Source organism: Streptomyces thermolilacinus SPC6, from assembly GCF_000478605.2.
In the GTDB taxonomy this organism is placed as follows: Bacteria; Actinomycetota; Actinomycetes; order Streptomycetales; family Streptomycetaceae; genus Streptomyces; species Streptomyces thermolilacinus.
Genome location: NZ_ASHX02000001.1, coordinates 4566717 through 4584731 on the forward strand (window position 1 = coordinate 4566717; position 18015 = coordinate 4584731).

Annotated in this window: 14 protein-coding genes; 8 read left to right on the top strand and 6 right to left on the bottom strand. The window is 71.6% G+C overall.

What is annotated here, in order from left to right; translation table 11 throughout:
- Positions 1-140 precede the first annotated feature (140 nt).
- Complete coding sequence (locus J116_RS19735) at positions 141-845, top strand: TerB family tellurite resistance protein (RefSeq protein WP_023588797.1); 705 nt, start codon at positions 141-143, stop codon at positions 843-845.
- Between the two features lie 58 nt (positions 846-903).
- Here J116_RS19735 and J116_RS19740 read toward each other — a convergent pair whose 3' ends face one another.
- Positions 904-2271, bottom strand: coding sequence for an FAD-dependent oxidoreductase (locus tag J116_RS19740; protein WP_023588798.1), 1368 nt, complete (start codon positions 2269-2271; stop codon positions 904-906).
- A 317-nt stretch (positions 2272-2588) separates the two neighbouring features.
- On the opposite strand from J116_RS19740, the gene recO reads away from it, so the two are divergent.
- Positions 2589-3335, top strand: a complete 747-nt coding sequence (recO, locus tag J116_RS19745) for a DNA repair protein RecO (RefSeq protein WP_023588799.1) — start codon at positions 2589-2591, stop codon at positions 3333-3335.
- 69 nt (positions 3336-3404) lie between these two features.
- A complete protein-coding gene (locus J116_RS19750) occupies positions 3405-4283 on the top strand; it encodes an isoprenyl transferase (protein WP_051203846.1) in 879 nt (292 codons plus the stop codon).
- 170 nt (positions 4284-4453) lie between these two features.
- On the opposite strand, the gene J116_RS19755 is transcribed toward J116_RS19750, so the two are convergent.
- From J116_RS19755 to J116_RS19770, 4 genes are all read right to left on the bottom strand, one after another.
- The gene (locus J116_RS19755) at positions 4454-4882 is read right to left on the bottom strand and encodes a Fur family transcriptional regulator (RefSeq protein WP_023588801.1); all 429 of its coding nucleotides are present in this window, start codon (positions 4880-4882) and stop codon (positions 4454-4456) included.
- A 118-nt stretch (positions 4883-5000) separates the two neighbouring features.
- The gene (locus tag J116_RS19760; protein ID WP_023588802.1) at positions 5001-5891 is read right to left on the bottom strand and encodes a metal ABC transporter permease; all 891 of its coding nucleotides are present in this window, start codon (positions 5889-5891) and stop codon (positions 5001-5003) included.
- Between the two features lie 2 nt (positions 5892-5893).
- Positions 5894-6658, bottom strand: coding sequence for a metal ABC transporter ATP-binding protein (locus J116_RS19765; RefSeq protein WP_023588803.1), 765 nt, complete (start codon positions 6656-6658; stop codon positions 5894-5896).
- Positions 6659-6704: 46 nt separating this feature from the next.
- Positions 6705-7727 (bottom strand): metal ABC transporter substrate-binding protein, encoded by a 1023-nt coding sequence (locus J116_RS19770; RefSeq protein ID WP_023588804.1) that lies wholly within the window; start codon positions 7725-7727, stop codon positions 6705-6707.
- A 143-nt stretch (positions 7728-7870) separates the two neighbouring features.
- Between J116_RS19770 and J116_RS19775 the strand changes: the two genes are divergently transcribed.
- The 5 genes from J116_RS19775 to J116_RS19790 all read left to right on the top strand — a co-directional run bounded on the left by J116_RS19775 (position 7871) and on the right by J116_RS19790 (position 16336).
- The gene (locus J116_RS19775; RefSeq protein WP_023588805.1) at positions 7871-9253 is read left to right on the top strand and encodes a glycine--tRNA ligase; all 1383 of its coding nucleotides are present in this window, start codon (positions 7871-7873) and stop codon (positions 9251-9253) included.
- Between the two features lie 232 nt (positions 9254-9485).
- Positions 9486-9662 carry a DUF6243 family protein gene (locus J116_RS30155; protein ID WP_023588806.1) on the top strand — a complete coding sequence of 59 codons (177 nt, stop codon included), beginning with the start codon at positions 9486-9488 and terminating at the stop codon, positions 9660-9662.
- Positions 9663-9896: 234 nt separating this feature from the next.
- Positions 9897-11033 carry a tRNA dihydrouridine synthase DusB gene (gene dusB, locus J116_RS19780; protein WP_023588807.1) on the top strand — a complete coding sequence of 379 codons (1137 nt, stop codon included), beginning with the start codon at positions 9897-9899 and terminating at the stop codon, positions 11031-11033.
- Between the two features lie 941 nt (positions 11034-11974).
- Positions 11975-14686 carry a pyruvate, phosphate dikinase gene (gene ppdK / locus J116_RS19785; RefSeq protein ID WP_023588808.1) on the top strand — a complete coding sequence of 904 codons (2712 nt, stop codon included), beginning with the start codon at positions 11975-11977 and terminating at the stop codon, positions 14684-14686.
- Between the two features lie 621 nt (positions 14687-15307).
- A complete protein-coding gene (locus J116_RS19790; protein WP_028964286.1) occupies positions 15308-16336 on the top strand; it encodes an ArsR/SmtB family transcription factor in 1029 nt (342 codons plus the stop codon).
- Here J116_RS19790 and J116_RS19795 read toward each other — a convergent pair.
- Positions 16306-17463: an alkaline phosphatase PhoX gene (locus tag J116_RS19795; protein WP_023588810.1), complete on the bottom strand. Its 1158-nt coding sequence runs from the start codon at positions 17461-17463 to the stop codon at positions 16306-16308. The genes J116_RS19790 and J116_RS19795 overlap by 31 nt on opposite strands.
- Positions 17464-18015: the final 552 nt, after the last annotated feature.

Below are 18015 nucleotides of genomic sequence, written 5' to 3' on the forward strand. Positions count from 1 at the left end.
CGCCGGACCCCGCCCACCGCCGTGGGCGGGGTTCGGCCATGTCCTGGCGTTCTCATGACGAGGTGCTGACGCCACATCACCGATGTGGCTAACATCACGTCAACGTCGGCAAGGTGGCCGAGGGCGTCAGGAGGTGCGACGTGCTGCCAGCGCGGGGAACACGCGGATCGAGTGGCCGGAAACTCCGCATTTGTACGGTTCACACCTCGTGGCACACCGTCGGCGACGGCGAGTTCTTCTGCCCCGGCTGCGGTGGTGACCGCAACTACCGGCGCCGCACGGGCAGTCGCCGCCTCACCGTCCTCGGCATCCCCGTGCTGCCGCGCGGGGTGACCGGACCGGTCGTCGAGTGCGCCGCCTGCCATGACCGGTTCGGCATGGAGGTGCTGGACCACCCGACGACGGCCAGGTTCTCCGCGATGCTCCGCGACGCCGTGCACACGGTCGCCCTCGCGGTCCTCGCCGCGGGCGGCACGTCGTCGCCCACGGCCGTACGGAGCGCCGTCCACGCCGTACAGGCCGCCGGGTACGACGACTGCACGGCCGACAGCCTCACCGGCCTGGTGGACGCGCTCGCCGCCGACACGGGCCGCTACCTCGCGGACGTGGAGGGGCCCTGCGGCGCCGCCCTCGCCATCGAACTGCACGAGGCGCTGGAGCCGCTCGCCCCGCACCTGGCGCCCGCCGGGCGGGAGTCGATCCTCCTCCAGGGCGCCCGCATCGCGCTGGCCGACGGCGCGTACATCCAGGCCGAGCGGGACGTGCTCACCACGGTGGGCAACGCCCTGCTCCTCCAGCCCGACGACACGGCCCGGCTCATGGAAGCGGCGCGCGCCCCGTTCTGACCGCCCCGCCGGGGGAGTCGGAACGGCGGCGCGCGCCGCGCGTCCGCGTGGGCGGCCGTCAGGCCTCGACGCCGCTCGCCCGCAGCATCTCCTCGCGCTCCACGATCTTCACGCGCTCGCGGCCCTCGGCCTCGCCGCGCGCCCGCTCCGCCGCGTCCAGCCGGTACCAGCCGTCCCACGTCGTGTACGCGACGCCCTTGTCCTGGAGGAACTCCACCACGGCGTCCTCGCCCGGGGCCTCCGGCGTGCGCAGCCGGCCCTCGCGGTGGTCCTCCAGCAGGTTGGCGACGGTCTCGTTGGCGTCGCCCTTCGTGTGGCCGATCAGGCCGATCGGGCCACGCCTGATCCAGCCGGTCACATAGGTGGACGCGAGGTGCTCGCCGCCCTCCATCACGCGGCCGCCCTCGTCCGGGACCGTGCCCGACGCGGCGTCCCACGGCAGCTTGGGCAGCTCCTCCGACAGGTAGCCCACCGCGCGGTACACGGCCTGGACGTCCCAGGTGGTGAACTCGCCGGTGCCCTTCACATTGCCGGTGCCGTCCAGCTCGGTGCGCTCGGTGCGCAGGCCGGCCACCTTGCCGTCCTCGCCGACGATCTCGGCGGGCGACTCGAAGAAGTGCAGGAACAGCTTGTGCGGCCGGTCGCCGACATCGCGGATCGCCCAGTTCTCCAGCGTCTTGGCGACCATGTCCACCTGCTTGTTGGACCGCCGTGCCTCGATGGACCCCCGGTCGTAGTCGATGTCCTCGGGGTTGACGATGACCTCGATGCTGGGGGAGTGGTCCAGCTCGCGCAGTTCCATGGGGCTGAACTTCGCCTGTGCGGGGCCGCGACGGCCGAACACGTGGATCTCCAGCGCCTTGTTGGCCTTCAGGCCGTCGTAGACGTTCGGCGGGATCTCCGTCGGCAGCAGCTCGTCGGCGGTCTTGGCGAGGATGCGCGCCACGTCCAGGGCGACGTTGCCGACGCCCAGCACCGCGACCTTCTCGGCCTCCAGCGGCCAGGTGCGCGGCACGTCGGGGTGGCCGTCGTACCAGGAGACGAAGTCGGCGGCGCCGTACGAGCCGTCGAGGTCCACACCGGGGATGTTCAGGTCCCGGTCGGCGTCGGCGCCCGTGGAGAAGATCACGGCGTCGTAGAAGGCGCGCAGGTCGTCCAGGGTGATGTCGGACGGGTAGTCGACATTGCCGAAGAGGCGGATCTGCGGCTTGTCCAGCACCTGGTGGAGGGCGGTGATGATGCCCTTGATCCGCGGGTGGTCGGGCGCGACGCCGTACCGGATGAGGCCGAACGGCGCGGGCATCCGCTCGAACAGGTCGATGGAGACACCCGGGTCGTTGGCGGCCTCGGACTTCAGCAGCGCGTCGGCGGCGTAGATGCCGGCCGGGCCGGCACCGACGATCGCGACCCGCAGGGGGCGGGGCATGGCAGGTTCCCTTCGACAGTCAGCACTTCTCACCCGCCAGCCTCACGAGCACAGGGGTGGAGCGGTACCCGCCTCGGAGCTATGACCCCATAAGACGTCCTTATGGGTTCCCGAAGCGGAGGTTGGGGCAGGTGGTCCCAGTCGGACCAGGATCACACCCTATGGCTCCCCTTCCCGCCCCCTGCCCCGGGGGTCCCCGGGCGCCCCGGCCACCCCTCGCGCCCCGGCCGCCCCCTGTGCCCCGGGCCTGCGCCCTTGGAGGCCGAGCCCCTGGGCGGTGGGGGCGGGGCACCGGCGGCGTACGCGAGAATGGGGGCATGAGTCTGTTCCGGGATGACGGCGTCGTGCTGCGTACGCAGAAGCTGGGCGAGGCCGACCGGATCATCACGTTCCTCACCCGCGGCCACGGCCGCGTCCGGGCCGTCGCGCGCGGGGTGCGCCGCACCAAGTCGAAGTTCGGCGCCCGCCTCGAACCCTTCTCCCACGTGGACGTGCAGTTCTTCGCGCGCGGCTCCGAACTCGTCGGGCGCGGCCTGCCGCTGTGCACCCAGACGGAGACCATCGCCCCGTACGGCGGCGGCATCGTCACCGACTACGCCCGCTACACGGCCGGCACGGCCATGCTGGAGACCGCCGAGCGGTTCACCGACCACGAGGGCGAGCCCGCCGTCCAGCAGTACCTGCTGCTCGTCGGCGCCCTGCGCACCCTCGCCCGCGGCGAGCACGCCCCGCACCTGATCCTCGACGCCTTCCTGCTGCGCTCCCTCGCCGTCAACGGCTACGCCCCGTCCTTCGAGGACTGCGCCCGCTGCGGCATCCACGGCCCCAACCGGTTCTTCTCGGTCGCCGCGGGCGGAGTGGTCTGCGGGGACTGCCGGGTGCCCGGCAGCGTCGTACCCTCGGCGGAGGCCGTCGCGCTGCTCAGCGCGCTGCTGACCGGCGACTGGGAGACGGCGGACGCGTGCGAGCCGCGCCACGCGAGGGAGGGGAGCGGGCTGGTGTCCGCCTATCTGCACTGGCACCTGGAGCGCGGGCTGCGCTCGCTGCGCTACGTCGAGAAGTAGCCGCCGCGTGAGAAGACAGCGCGGTTGCGCGGAGAGTCAAGAGAACTAGGAGAAGTGAGCCGCATGGCCATGGCACGACGCGGAATCCTCGGGCGCTCCAGGCGTCAGTACCAGGACCCCGAGCCGCACCCGTCCGGCGCGCGCCCGCCGAAGCTGCCCGGCGAGATGGTGCCCGGGCACGTGGCGATCGTCATGGACGGCAACGGCCGCTGGGCCAAGGACCGCGGCCTGCCCCGCACCGAGGGCCACAAGGTCGGCGCCGAGCGCGTCCTCGACGTGCTCCAGGGCGCGATCGAGATGGGCGTCGGCAGCATCTCCCTGTACGCCTTCTCCACCGAGAACTGGCGGCGCTCCCCGGACGAGGTGCGCTTCCTGATGAACTTCAACCGGGACTTCATCCGCAAGACCCGCGACCAGCTCGACGCGCTCGGCATCCGGGTCCGCTGGGTCGGCCGCATGCCCAAGCTGTGGAAGTCCGTCGCCCAGGAGCTCCAGATCGCCCAGGAGCAGACCAAGGACAACGACCGCCTCACGCTGTACTTCTGCATGAACTACGGCGGCCGCGCCGAGATCGCGGACGCCGCGCAGGCCCTCGCCGAGGACGTGAAGGCCGGGAAGCTCGACCCGTCGAAGGTCAGCGAGAAGACCTTCGCGAAGTACCTGTACTACGCGGACATGCCGGACGTGGACCTGTTCCTGCGGCCCAGCGGCGAGCAGCGCACGTCCAACTACCTGCTGTGGCAGAGCGCGTACGCGGAGATGGTCTTCCAGGACGTGCTGTGGCCCGACTTCGACCGCCGCGACCTGTGGCGGGCCTGCCTGGAGTACGCCCAGCGCGACCGCCGCTTCGGCGGCGCCGTGCCGAACGAGCAGCTCCTCGCGATGGAGGCGGCGATGCGGGGCGACGAGACCGACGGCGCGGCGGCGGCCCCCGGCACGGCGGGCTGACCCGGGGCCGGTACGGGGCCCGTACCAACCTGTACGGCCCCCGGACGGCTCCCGTGTGACCCCGCGCGGCTCCCGTGCCACCTCGTACGGCGAAGGGCCCCCGGCGGCCCGTGAAGCGAAGGGCGCGGCTCCCACGGGAGCCGCGCCCTTCGCCGTGAAGGTTCCGCGAATCAGCCCGCGGTCCGGTCCGCCGCGGCCGCGCACTCCGCGCACGTGCCGAAGATCTCGACCGTGTGCGCCACGTTCACGAAGCCGTGCTCGGCGGCGACCGACTCGGCCCACTCCTCGACGGCCGGGCCCTCCACCTCGACGGCCTTGCCGCAGCCGCGGCACACCAGGTGGTGGTGGTGCTCGCCGGTCGAGCAGCGGCGGTACACGGCCTCGCCGTCGCTGGTGCGCAGCACGTCCACCTCGCCCGCGTCGGCGAGCGACTGGAGCGTGCGGTACACCGTCGTGAGGCCCACGGAGTCCCCGCGGTGCTTGAGCATGTCGTGCAGCTCCTGCGCGCTGCGGAACTCGTCCACCTCGTTCAGTGCCGCCGCGACGGCGGCGCGCTGCCGGGTCGACCGTGCGCGTACGCCGGGTCCTGCCGTCGCCACAGGTGCCTCCTTGCCCTCGGCCCGCTCACTCGTACGCCAATGCGTCCGCTTACGTCGGGCCATTCTGCCAGGCCCCGCGACGGGGCCCCGCAGCCGTCGTGCCGTCACTCGGCCGGATTCAGACCTTGACGTCGTCCGCCGTCCCGGGGGACGGCCGCACGCCGTCGTGCGCCCCCTGTGCCGCCTGCGCCGCCCGCGCCCGGCGCCGGGCCAGTGGCGCGGCCAGCGTGGCGAACACCACGAACACGGCGATGGCCAGCAGCACGATCGTCGCGCCCGGCGGGACGTCCTGGTAGTACGTGGTGACCGTGCCGCCCAGCGACACGGCCGTACCGATGAGCACCGCCACCGCGAACGTGGCGCGGAAGCTCCGGGTCAGCTGCTGCGCCGCCGCCACCGGCACCACCATCAGGGCGCTGACCAGCAGCAGCCCCACGACGCGCATGGCGACCGTCACGGTGACCGCGGCGGTCACGGCGACGAGCAGGTTCAGGGCCCGCACCGGCAGGCCCGTCACGCGTGCGAACTCCTCGTCCTGGCTGACGGCGAACAGCTGGCGGCGCAGCCCCAGCGACACCGCCACCACGAAAGCGGCGAGCACGCAGATCGCGACGACGTCCTCCTCTGACACGGTCGCCAGCGAACCGAACAGATAGCTGACCAGGTTCGCGTTGGAACCGGCCGGGGAGAGGCTGGTCAGCAGGACTCCGCCCGCCATGCCGCCGTAGAAGAGCAGGGCGAGCGCGATGTCGCCGCGCGTGCGCCCGTACATGCGGATCAGCTCCATCAGGACGGCGCCCGCGATCGAGACGGCGCCCGCGACCCACACGGGGTTGGCGGACATCAGGAAGCCGAGGCCGACGCCGGTCATGGCGACATGGCCGATTCCGTCGCCCATCAGGGCCTGCCGCCGCTGCACCAGGTGGATGCCGACGGCGGGCGCGGTGATGCCGACCAGGACGGCGGCGAGGAGCGCCCGCTGCATGAACGCGTGGTCGAGGATTTCCATGGTCAGGTCAGCAGTCCCGTGCGGAGCGGCTCGTCGGCCGCGTGCGGATGTACGTGGTCGTGGCCGGGCAGCGCGTGCTGGCCGACGGCCTCCGGCGGCGGCCCGTCGTGGACGACGCACCCGTCGCGCAGGACGATCGCGCGGTCGATCAGCGGCTCCAGCGGGCCCAGCTCGTGCAGGACGAGCAGCACGGTCGTGCCGTGCGCCACCTGCTCGTGCAGGGTCGCCGCCAGCACCTCCTGGCTGGCCAGGTCGACGCCCGCCATCGGCTCGTCCATGATCAGCAGCTCGGGCTCGGAGGCGAGGGCCCGGGCGATCAGCACCCGCTGGTGCTGGCCGCCGGAGAGCGCCCACACCGAGTCCTTCGCCCGGTCCGCGAGCCCGACCAGCTCGATGGCCCGGTCGACGGCCGCGCGGTCCGCCCTGGACGGCCAGCGCAGCCTCGTACGGGACAGGCGGCCCGACGACACGACCTCGCGGACCGTCGCGGGCACCCCGCTGGCGGCCGTGGTGCGCTGCGGGACGTAGCCGACGCGCGCCCAGTCGCGGAAGCGGCGCAGGTCGGTGCCGAACAGGGACACCGCCCCGCCGGTCAGCGGCACCTGTCCGATGACCGAGCGGACGGCGGTGGACTTGCCGGAGCCGTTGGCGCCGAGCAGGGCGACGACCTCGCCCCGGTGGACGGTGAAGTCCACGCCGCGCAGCACGGGGCGGGAGCCGAGCGTGGCCGTTGCCGCCCGGACGGAGATGACGGGCTCGCTGCTCACCGGGCCTCCAGGGGGTGTGCGTGCGGTGCGTACGGGGCGGGGCGGGTCACTTCGCGCCGAGCGCCTTCTGGAGCGCCGCCAGGTTGGACGCCATGACCTCCAGGTAGTCAGCGCCCTTGGACCGCTCGGTGATTCCCTCCAGCGGGTCCAGGACGTCGGTCTTCAGGCCGGTGTCCTTCGCGAGGGTCCTGGCGGTGCGGTCGCTGGCGAGCGTCTCGAAGAAGACGGTGGTGACCTTCTCCTTGCGCGCGACCTGCTGGAGCTCCTTGACGCGGGCGGGGCTGGGCTCGGACTCGGGGTCGAGGCCGGCGATGCCCTCCTGGTCCAGGCCGTAGCGCTCGGCGAGGTAGCCGAAGGCGGAGTGCGTGGTGATGAACGTCCGGGTGGTGGTGTTCTTCAGGCCATCGCGGAAGGACGCGTCCAGGGCGCCGAGCTTCTTCACCAGCTCGTCGGTGTTCTTCTTGTACGTGGCGGCGTTGTCCGGGTCGGCCTTGGCGAGGCGGTCGCCGACGCCCTTGGCGACCTCGGCGTACTTCACCGGGTCGAGCCAGATGTGCGGGTCGCCCCCGGCCTCGGAGTGGTCGTGCTCGTGGCCGCCCTCGTGGGACTCCTCGGCGTGGGCCTCGCCCTCGTGGGCCTCGTCCGTGTGGGGCTCGCCCTCGTGGGCGGAGTGGTCCTCGCTCGTGCCGTGCGTCTCGAGCGTGGTGAGGGTGGCGGCGTCGACGGTGTCCTTCACGCCCGCCTGCTTGATGGCCTCGTCCACGGCGGGCTGGAGGCCCTTGAGGTAGAGGACGAAACCGGCGTCCTGGAGCTCGGCTATCTGGCGCGGCTTGAGTTCGAGATCGTGCGGCTCGACTCCGGGCCGCGTCAGTGTGGTCACGGAGACCTTGTCGCCGCCGATCTGTTCGGCGAGGAACTGCATCGGGTAGAACGACGCCACAACGTCCAGTTTGCCGTCCTTGTTCTGCTCCGCGCCTCCGGAGGAACCGGAGCAGGCGGAGAGGGTGACCAGGCCGAGGACAGCGGCACCGGCGACGGCGGTGGTGGATATGGAGCGACGTACGTTCATGACACTCATTTTCAACTTTTGTGGAAACGATTGTCAACAAAGGGGCCGAGTGGTCCCCGCCACCCACCGATTTGATCCCAAGGGCGCGCCCGCCGCTAATCTGAGGCATTCGCCGTTCGTCACCGTCGTATGAAGAGAGCACCGTGGCCGCCGACAAGATCGACACCATCGTCAGCCTGAGCAAGCGCCGTGGCTTCGTCTACCCCTGCAGTGAGATCTACGGCGGCCAGCGCGCCGCCTGGGACTACGGGCCGCTCGGCGTGGAGCTGAAGGAGAACATCAAGCGCCAGTGGTGGCGTTACATGGTCACGTCCCGCGAGGACGTCGTCGGCCTCGACTCGTCGGTGATCCTGGCCTCCGAGGTCTGGGAGGCCTCCGGCCACGTCGCGACCTTCACCGACCCGCTCACCGAGTGCACCTCCTGCCACAAGCGCTACCGCGCCGACCACCTGGAGGAGGCCTACGAGGAGAAGCACGGCCGCCTCCCCGCGAACGGCCTCGCCGACCTGAACTGCCCCAACTGCGGCAACAAGGGCACCTTCACCGAGCCCAAGCAGTTCTCCGGCCTGCTCTCCACGCACCTCGGCCCCACGCAGGACTCCGGTTCCGTCGCCTACCTGCGTCCCGAGACGGCGCAGGGCATCTTCACCAACTTCGCCCAGGTGCAGCAGACTTCCCGCAAGAAGCCGCCCTTCGGCATCGCGCAGATGGGCAAGTCCTTCCGCAACGAGATCACGCCGGGCAACTTCATCTTCCGGACCCGTGAGTTCGAGCAGATGGAGATGGAGTTCTTCGTCAAGCCGGGCGAGGACGAGACGTGGCACGAGTACTGGATGGAGCAGCGCTGGAACTGGTACACGGACCTGGGTCTCCGTGAGGAGAACATGCGCTGGTACGAGCACCCGAAGGAGAAGCTCTCCCACTACTCGAAGCGCACCGCCGACATCGAGTACCGCTTCCGCTTCGGCGGCAGCGAGTGGGGCGAGCTGGAGGGTGTCGCCAACCGCACCGACTACGACCTGACGGCCCACTCCCGCGCCTCCGGCACCGACCTGTCGTTCTACGACCAGGAGGCCGGCGAGCGCTGGACGCCGTACGTCATCGAGCCGGCCGCCGGTGTGGGCCGCACCATGCTGGCCTTCCTCCTCGACGCGTACGTCGAGGACGAGGCGCCCAACGCCAAGGGCAAGATGGAGAAGCGCACCTCGCTGCGGCTTGACCCGCGCCTCGCGCCGGTCAAGGTCGCCGTCCTGCCGCTCTCGCGCAACCCGGAGCTCTCGCCGAAGGCGAAGGGCCTCGCGGCGGACCTGCGCAAGAACTGGAACATCGAGTTCGACGACGCGGGCGCCATCGGCCGCCGCTACCGCCGCCAGGACGAGATCGGCACGCCGTACTGCGTGACGGTCGACTTCGACACGCTCGAGGACAACGCGGTGACGGTGCGCGAGCGTGACTCGATGAAGCAGGAGCGCGTCTCGCTCGACCAGATCCAGGGCTACCTCGCCTCCCGTCTGATCGGCTGCTGACGCACGCAGTCTCCGCGAAGCCCCCGGCTCCCCCAGCGGGACCGGGGGCTTCGCCGTGCGCGCCTCGCCGCGCGGCGGAAAAACGGGGTGCCGGGGCGCGGCGCGGGCTGTACGGTCGTGCCCATGTCCTCCTTCCTCCCGATCTACGAGTGAGAGCGCGGCGCCGGGCCTCGACGCCCGTGGCGCCCCACCAGACATCCCGGACCACTTCTCACCCCTGAGGGAGACCACCATGGCCAAGAGCCGCAACAACCTGCTCGGTGTCGGCGGACAGCGCAAGAAGCTGTCCCGTCTGGAGCGGCAGGGCGCCGCGCCGCGCGGCGGCGGTAGCGCGGCGGGTGCCGCGGACGCGAAGCAGGAGCTGCTTCGCAAGATGCGCGAGCGCACCCAGAACCAGCCCCAGTCCTGACCCCGCACCCCCTGCACCCGGGGGGCTGCACACCTCAGGGGCCCGTCCTCTGACGGCCCCCGCGCCTCAGGGCCCGGCCGCCATCCCGGCGGCCGGGCCCTCCGCGTAGCCTGCCCCCGCCGCCCTGCGGGACGCCTGCCCACAACGGGGTGGACAGCGGCGCGCTGGGTCGGGCCCGCGTGCGCCACGCAGGGGCCGGGCATAACGGTGTGGGCGTACGGGACAATGGGGGGCATGACCGTGTTCAGTCCTCTGTCCATCGGCCCGCACACCGTGCAGCCGCCCGTGGTGCTGGCCCCCATGGCCGGCATCACCAACGCTCCCTTCCGCACCCTCTGCCGCGAGTTCAGCGGCGGCAAGGGGCTGTTCGTGAGCGAGATGATCACGACGAGGGCGCTGGTCGAGCGCAACGAGAAGACCATGCAGCTCATCCACTTCGACGAGACCGAGACCCCTCGGTCCATCCAGCTGTACGGAGTGGACCCGGTCACCGTCGGCAAGGCCGTCCGCATGATCGTGGACGAGGACCTCGCCGACCACATCGACCTGAACTTCGGCTGCCCCGTCCCCAAGGTGACCCGCAAGGGCGGCGGCTCCGCGCTGCCGTACAAGCGGCCGCTGCTGCGCGCGATCCTCCACGAGGCGGTGACCAACGCCGGGGACCTGCCGGTCACGATGAAGATGCGCAAGGGCATCGACGACGACCACATCACGTACCTCGACGCCGGTCGCATCGCCGTCGAGGAGGGTGTCACCGCCATCGCCCTGCACGGCCGCACCGCCGCACAGCACTACGGCGGCACCGCCGACTGGGACGCCATCGCCCGGCTGAAGGAGCACGTCCCGGAGATACCGGTACTCGGCAACGGTGACATCTGGTGCGCCGACGACGCGCTGCGCATGATGCGCGAGACCGGCTGCGACGGCGTGGTCGTCGGGCGCGGCTGCCTGGGCCGCCCGTGGCTGTTCGGCGACCTGGTGGCCGCCTTCGAGGGCACGGGCGCGGCGGCGGCGCCGACGCTGCGCGAGGTCGCCGACACGATGGTCCGCCACGCCCGGCTGCTGGGCGAGTGGATCGGCGACGAGTCACGGGGGGTCATCGACTTCCGCAAGCACGTCGCCTGGTACCTGAAGGGCTTCTCGGTCGGCTCCGAGATGCGCAAGCGGCTCGCGGTGACGTCGTCGCTGGAGGAGCTGCGGGCCGGGCTCGACGAGCTGGACCTCGACCAGCCGTGGCCGGTGGGCGCCGACGGTCCGCGCGGCCGCACGTCCGGCAACAACCGGGTCGTCCTGCCCGACGGCTGGCTGAAGAACCCGTGGGACTGCTCGGGGCTGAGCGAGGACGCCGAACTCGACACGTCCGGCGGCTGACCCCGCCGCACGCCGGGCGGGTCGCTTCCGCGCGTGAGGAGGGCGGCCTGAAGCACGTCTGGCCGGACGGTCCGGTGGGCGATCCGGTCCGCCTTGCCCGCGCAGTGGGCCGGGTTCAGGTCCCGTGGTCGGCACCGCTGCCGGTCACTGCGCGGGGCCGGCTCCGCCGTCCCTTGGTGGCTGCCTCGTGAACGCTCTGGTGGCTGGCGCTGTACGACGCCGGATCGACCACCCGTGGGGGCTCCGCCTGGGTGCCGTACCGGCCGCCCTCGGTGACGCAGGGGCGGGTGACATTTCTTGGTGGCTGCTCCTGCGCCGGTACGGGCGCCGCGCGTCTGGCGGCCGGTCCCGGACGGGGTGGGCGGCGCGTCCTCGGGCCTGTTTCTGTGCGGGCCCCCGCCAGTCGTGCCGGGCCGGGCGGGTTGGGGCGCGGGGCCTTCGCCGGGTCCTGGGGACGGGCGCCCCGCACCACCCGGAGCCCCCGTGGCGCGGCATGTGCGGGCCCGGCGAACGGCTGGACGCCCGTGCGTCGGCCGACTGGCCTCCAGGTGGACGGGAGAGGTCCGGATCGTGGACTTTCGGACGTCCTCACGGCGTGATTCTCGCCACCCCTGATCGCGTGCATGCTCAGATGAGCGCGTCGAGGGTGGCTGCACTTCTCAAAAGATGGCACTCAGTGCCACCCCTTCTGCCTTCAAGAAGTGAAGTCAAGTGTGAGAGGCGGGCGCTCACATGAGCGGTTCTTGGGGTGTTTTTGACCATGCCGCTTCAAGGGGTGAATCGTTTCGCGCCGACGAGGCAACCCCGTCGTAACTTTCGATCTGCTGGCGGACGGGTGGATAAGGCCGTACGACGGGTAGGCGTACCTCCCCAGAAGCCTTCGATCTGGGTATGTTCCTCGCCGTCAGGGCAGCCACGTCGTCCTCGAGGAGTCGAGACCCGTGTCGGAAAACAAAGATCAGAAGTTCGTGTACGACTTCACCGAGGGCAACAAGGACCTCAAGGACCTTCTCGGCGGCAAGGGTGCCAACCTCGCCGAGATGACCAACCTCGGTCTCCCGGTGCCTCCGGGCTTCACGATCACCACCGAAGCGTGCAAGGTCTACCTGGAGAGCGGCGCCGAGCCGCCCGCGCTCCGGGACGAGGTGAGCGCGCATCTCGACGCGCTCGAGCGGAAGATGGGCAAGAAGCTCGGCCAGGCAGACAACCCGCTCCTCGTGTCCGTCCGTTCCGGTGCCAAGTTCTCCATGCCCGGCATGATGGACACGGTCCTCAACATCGGTCTCTCCGACACGTCCGTCGAGGGCCTCGCCCAGCAGTCCGGTGACGAGCGCTTCGCGTGGGACTCCTACCGGCGCCTGATCCAGATGTTCGGCAAGACCGTCCTCGGCGTCGACGGCGACCTCTTCGAGGAGGCGCTGGACGAGGCGAAGAAGGCCAAGAAAGTCACGGTCGACACCGACCTGGAGGCCTCGGACCTCAAGAAGCTCGTCAAGCAGTTCAAGAAGATCGTCAAGGCCGAGGCCGGACGCGAGTTCCCGCAGGACCCGCGCGAGCAGATGGACCTCGCGATCAAGGCCGTCTTCGACTCCTGGAACGGCGACCGCGCCAAGCTGTACCGCCGCCAGGAGCGCATCCCGCACGACCTCGGCACCGCCGTCAACGTCTGCTCGATGGTCTTCGGCAACCTCGGCCCCGACTCCGGCACCGGCGTCGCCTTCACCCGCGACCCCGCCTCCGGCCACCAGGGCGTCTACGGCGACTACCTCCAGAACGCGCAGGGCGAGGACGTCGTCGCAGGTATCCGCAACACCGTGCCGCTCGCCGACCTGGAGTCGATCGACAAGAAGTCGTACGACCAGCTCATGGGCATCATGGAGACCCTGGAGAACCACTACCGGGACCTCTGCGACATCGAGTTCACCATCGAGCGCGGCCAGCTGTGGATGCTCCAGACCCGCGTCGGCAAGCGCACCGCCGCGGCCGCGTTCCGCATCGCCACCCAGCTCGTGGACCAGGGCCTCATCGACGAGGCCGAGGCGCTCCAGCGGGTCAACGGCGCGCAGCTCGCCCAGCTGATGTTCCCGCGCTTCGACGAGGGCGCCAAGGTGGAGCAGATCGGCCGGGGCATCGCCGCGTCGCCGGGCGCCGCCGTCGGCAAGGCCGTCTTCGACTCGTACACCGCCGTCAAGTGGTCCCGCTCCGGAGAGAAGGTCATCCTCATCCGCCGCGAGACCAACCCGGACGACCTGGACGGCATGATCGCCGCCGAGGGCATCCTCACCTCGCGCGGCGGCAAGACCTCGCACGCCGCCGTCGTCGCCCGCGGCATGGGCAAGACCTGTGTCTGCGGCGCCGAGGAGCTGGAGGTGGACACCAAGCGCCGCCGGATGACCGTCCCGGGCGGGCACGTCGTCGAGGAGGGCGACGTCGTCTCCATCGACGGCTCCACCGGCAAGGTGTACCTGGGCGAGGTACCGGTCGTGCCGTCGCCGGTCGTGGAGTACTTCGAGGGCCGGATGCACGCCGGTGCCGACGACGCCGACGAGCTGGTCCAGGCCGTCCACCGGATCATGGCGTACGCCGACCGCGTCCGCCGCCTGCGGGTCCGCGCCAACGCCGACAACGCCGAGGACGCCTCGCGCGCCCGCCGGTTCGGCGCCCAGGGCATCGGCCTGTGCCGCACCGAGCACATGTTCCTCGGCGACCGCCGCCAGTACGTCGAGCGGCTGATCCTCGCGGACACGGACGCCGAGCGCGAGGACGCCCTCAAGGCGCTGCTCCCGCTCCAGCAGGGCGACTTCGTGGAGCTGTTCGAGGCGATGGACGGGCTGCCCGTCACCGTACGGCTGCTCGACCCGCCGCTGCACGAGTTCCTGCCCGACATCACCGAGCTGTCGGTGCGCGTCGCCCTCGCCGAGGCCCGCAAGGAGCCGCACGAGAACGAGCTGCGCCTCCTCCAGGCCGTGCACCGGCTGCACGAGCAGAACCCGATGCTGGGCCTGCGCGGCGTCCGCCTCGGCCTGGTCATCCCCGGCCTGTTCACCATGCAGGTGCGGGCCATCGCCGAGGCCGCCGCCCAGCGCATCGAGGCCAAGGGCGACCCGCGCGCCGAGATCATGATCCCGCTGGTCGGCACCGTGCAGGAGCTGGAGCTCGTCCGCGACGAGGCCGAGCAGGTCATCGCCGAGGTCGAGCAGCGCACCGGCGTCGAGCTGAAGCTGGCGCTCGGCACGATGATCGAGCTGCCGCGCGCCGCCGTCACGGCCGGGCAGATCGCCGAGTGCGCCGAGTTCTTCTCGTTCGGCACGAACGACCTCACGCAGACCGTGTGGGGCTTCTCCCGCGACGACGTGGAGGCCAGCTTCTTCACCGCGTACCTGGAGAAGGGCATCTTCGGGGTGTCGCCGTTCGAGACGATCGACAAGGACGGCGTCGGCGCCCTCGTGCGCAGCGCCGTGGAGTCCGGCCGGGCCACCCGCCCCGACATCAAGCTCGGTGTGTGCGGTGAGCACGGCGGCGACCCGGAGTCGGTGCACTTCTTCCACGAGGTGGGCCTCGACTACGTCTCGTGCTCGCCGTTCCGCATCCCGGTCGCCCGCCTGGAGGCCGGCCGGGCCGCGGCCCAGTCCGCGGGCAGCGACAGCCGCTGACCCGCTGCGTCCCGCCGTGGCGCCCCCGCGGCGGGACCCGCAGGCGCCGGAGCCGCCGTCTGTCACCCGACCCTCACCGATCGGCGGCGGCTCCGGTCACCACCCCACCGGATACACCGCAGGAGGGCTCGCCGAGCGGGCCCGGGGCGGACACCTTTGTGCGGAGGTGTCCGCCCTCTCCTGTTTTACGGCTGTTTACCCCGTATCGAGTGGCGCGGAAAGCGCGGTCCGGTGGAATTGCGGTCAGTTGAATTCCGTTCCAGTTGAATGGCGGACTTTTACGCGAGATTGACATCGCGTCAATTCCGGGCCTACGCCGCGCGAACAAACGGGCGGAGCGCGGCCACCGGATCCCCACCCGCCGACCGCGCCCCATTACCCCTGCCAGACAGGAGAGCCGCAACCTTTCAGTCCCGCCGCCGGGCGTGAGAAGCCCCCCACGGTCTTCGGACACGCCACCTCGGTCCTGAAGGTTTCCCGTCTGACGGCGTACAGCTTTTCGGTTCCGGGCGCTCGCCCGCGACGCGTTTCAACTGTGGCTGAAATGCCGTGGTAACAACCTGTGATGGCATGCATACTCCTCGGTGGGGGGTGATTGCGCATGCAACAGGTGGGGGTTCAGTGCTTCGTATACATTTCACCGGTGCCGATCTCGCCGGAGTCCGGATGGCGGCCCGGCCCGACGCGCTGTGGGAAACCATTCTCAGCTTTCACCGTTTGCGGGACAGGCGAGGCGCTCTGGTCTACGGGGAATGGCGCTCCGAAACCCGGACACGGTTGAACGGTGAAACGAGACTCCTCGGCGCGCTCGTTCCCGCGCGGGGCTATTTCCCGGACTTCCTGACCCCGCCGGAGGGACTTCAGGGCCTTGACACCGCTTTGGAGGCCGTGCGGGCCACCCCGCCCGCCCGCGTCCACGCGGAGCTGTCCGTGCTCGCCAAGGAGCGCCCGGCCGCCGCGCCCCTGCCTTCCTGGACGCAGGCCCTCGCGGAGGGGCCCGCGGAGCCCTTCAGCCGCCTCCTGGGCGCCCTGCGCGGCTACCACCGGGCGGCCGTGGAGCCGTACTGGACGTACATACAGGCGCGGGTCGAGGCGGACCGGGCCGTGCGCGGGCGGGCGCTGCTCGACGGCGGCGCCGAGGAACTGCTGGCGTCCCTGCCGCCGATGCTGCGCTGGCGCGCGCCGATCCTGGAGGCCGACTACCCGGTGGACCGGGACGTGCGGCTCGACGGGCGCGGGCTGCTGCTCCAGCCGTCGTACTTCTGCCGCGGCTCGGCCGTCATGTACCGCGACCCCGACCTGCCGCCGGTCCTCGTCTACCCGGTCACGCACACGGACGCCCCCGCGGCGGCGGGCGAGCCGGGCGGGGCGCCGCTGGGCCGGCTGGTGGGCCACACCCGCTCCGCCGTGCTCAAGGCCATCGGGCAGGGCGGCACGACCAGTGAGCTGGCCCGCCGAGCCGGGGTGTCCCTCGCGTCGGCGAGCCAGCACGCCGGGGTACTGCGCGACGCGGGCCTGGTGGTGACCCTGCGCCAGGGCAGCTCCGTGCTGCACACCCTGACGCCGCTGGGTGCCGCCCTGCTGCACGGCGGCACCCAGCCCGTACGGGAGAGCCGCCGCTACGCGCGGAACGGCCCCGTCACCTCGTAGGTGATGCCGCCGGACGAGCTGCCCGACGTGCCGCGCTGGCTGGAGAAGTACAGCCGCTTGCCGTCGGGCGAGAACGCCGGGCCGCAGATCTCCGAGCCGGACTGCCCGAGGATCCGCACGAACGGGGCGACCACGTCGTTCGGGGTGATCACGCAGATCTCCATGTTGCCGCCGTCCTCGGCGACGTACAGGTCGCCCGAGGACGCGCCGGTGATGTTGTCCACGCCGGTCAGCGGGGCCGTGCCGGAGACGAGGGAGTCGTCGTACGCCAGCTCGTACGTGTTCGACGCCAGGTTCAGCCGCCACACGCGGCCGTCGCCCTTGGTGGTGAACCAGACCGTGTCGCTCGCGTAGTGGCAGCCCTCGCCGCCGTTGAACCGCTTCGCGCCCGAGACCTGGTTGCGGGTGGCGGTGGGGGAGCCGTCCGGGTCCGGGACGGTCGCCCAGGTGAACGTGCCCGAGGTCGCCGTGCCGGCCTTCAGCACCTGGAGGGTGCCCGACGAGAGGTCGCCCCAGGTGTTGGGCACGAACCGGTAGAAGCAGCCGTCGGAGGCGTCCTCCGTCAGGTACACGACCTTGCGGACCGGGTCGGCCGCGGCGGCCTCGTGGTTGAACCGGCCCATCGCGGCGCGGCGCACGGCGGCCTTCACGCCCCACGGGTCGGTCTCGTACACGTACCCCGTGCTGACCTCCTCGCAGGACAGCCAGGTGTTCCACGGGGTCGCGCCGCCCGCGCAGTTGCGGTTGGTGTTGGAGAGGATGCGGTACGCGCTCCTGATGTTGCCGGAGCCGTCGAAGCGGATGGCGCTGGCGCCGCCCGTGCTGGATATCTCGGAGTTGGAGACGTAGATCCAGCCGGTCCCGTCGGCGAAGCAGGCGCCGCCGTCCGGGGCGCTGTGCCAGACGTACGAGGTGCTGCCGACCCGCTGCCCGGACCGGGCGACGACGCGGCTGGTGAAGCCGGCGGGGAGCTGGAGGCCGTTCGCGTCGGCCGCGCCGAGGGCGCCGTACGGGCCCGCGCCGGGCTGCGCCGGGGCGGCGTACGCGGCGCCCCGCATCAGTGTGTAGCCGAAGGCCGCGGCCGCGCCGCCCGCGACCGCTCCGCGCAGGAAACTACGACGTTCCACTTCATCACTCCACTGGTCGTGGCCGCCCCGCGCACCGGCCGGTGCGGGGGTCGCGCGCTGACGGAAGGTAGAACCCGGGGATTGACGGTGCATCAACAAACGGTGAAGGGGAAGCAGCGGGCGCCGGTCGGCTCTCCGGGGCGGTCGGCCAAGGGCCCCGGGCCCTCGGCGCACCCGGCGCTCCTGCCGCCGCTCCCGCGCCCGCCGCCGCCCCGCTGCGCGCGGGCCCCGCACGGGCGCGCTCCCTGGCGGGCGGTCCCCTCCGCTGTGCGCTGCCCCCGCGCGCGTGCGTCACCCTGCGGGCCGCTGCACGCTGCCGCTGTGGGCAGCTGGTCCGCCAGGGGCGGAACGGGTGGGCACAGCGGACTTGCCGGGTGCCGGTCCTCGCGCCTGCCGCGCAGGTGCGCAACCTCCCGGGCGTGGCACCCCGTTGTGCCCACCCCGTTCCGCCCCAGCGGAACGACTGCCCACAACGGGGTGGGCTCCTGGTTCCGCGCGGGACGGCTGCCCGCAACGGGGGCGCGGCCTGTTCCCTGCTGACCCGCAGGTGTG

Bases quoted from the DNA above. Each gene is read 5' to 3' on its own strand.
- J116_RS19740 (WP_023588798.1), bottom strand. From the start codon at position 2,271: ATGCCCCGCCCCCTGCGGGTCGCGATCGTCGGTGCCGGCCCGGCCGGC.
- recO (WP_023588799.1), top strand. From the start codon at position 2,589: ATGAGTCTGTTCCGGGATGACGGCGTCGTGCTGCGTACGCAGAAGCTG.
- J116_RS19750 (WP_051203846.1), top strand. From the start codon at position 3,405: ATGGCACGACGCGGAATCCTCGGGCGCTCCAGGCGTCAGTACCAGGAC.
- J116_RS19760 (WP_023588802.1), bottom strand. From the start codon at position 5,891: ATGGAAATCCTCGACCACGCGTTCATGCAGCGGGCGCTCCTCGCCGCC.
- J116_RS19770 (WP_023588804.1), bottom strand. From the start codon at position 7,727: ATGAACGTACGTCGCTCCATATCCACCACCGCCGTCGCCGGTGCCGCT.
- J116_RS30155 (WP_023588806.1), top strand. From the start codon at position 9,486: ATGGCCAAGAGCCGCAACAACCTGCTCGGTGTCGGCGGACAGCGCAAG.
- dusB (WP_023588807.1), top strand. From the start codon at position 9,897: ATGACCGTGTTCAGTCCTCTGTCCATCGGCCCGCACACCGTGCAGCCG.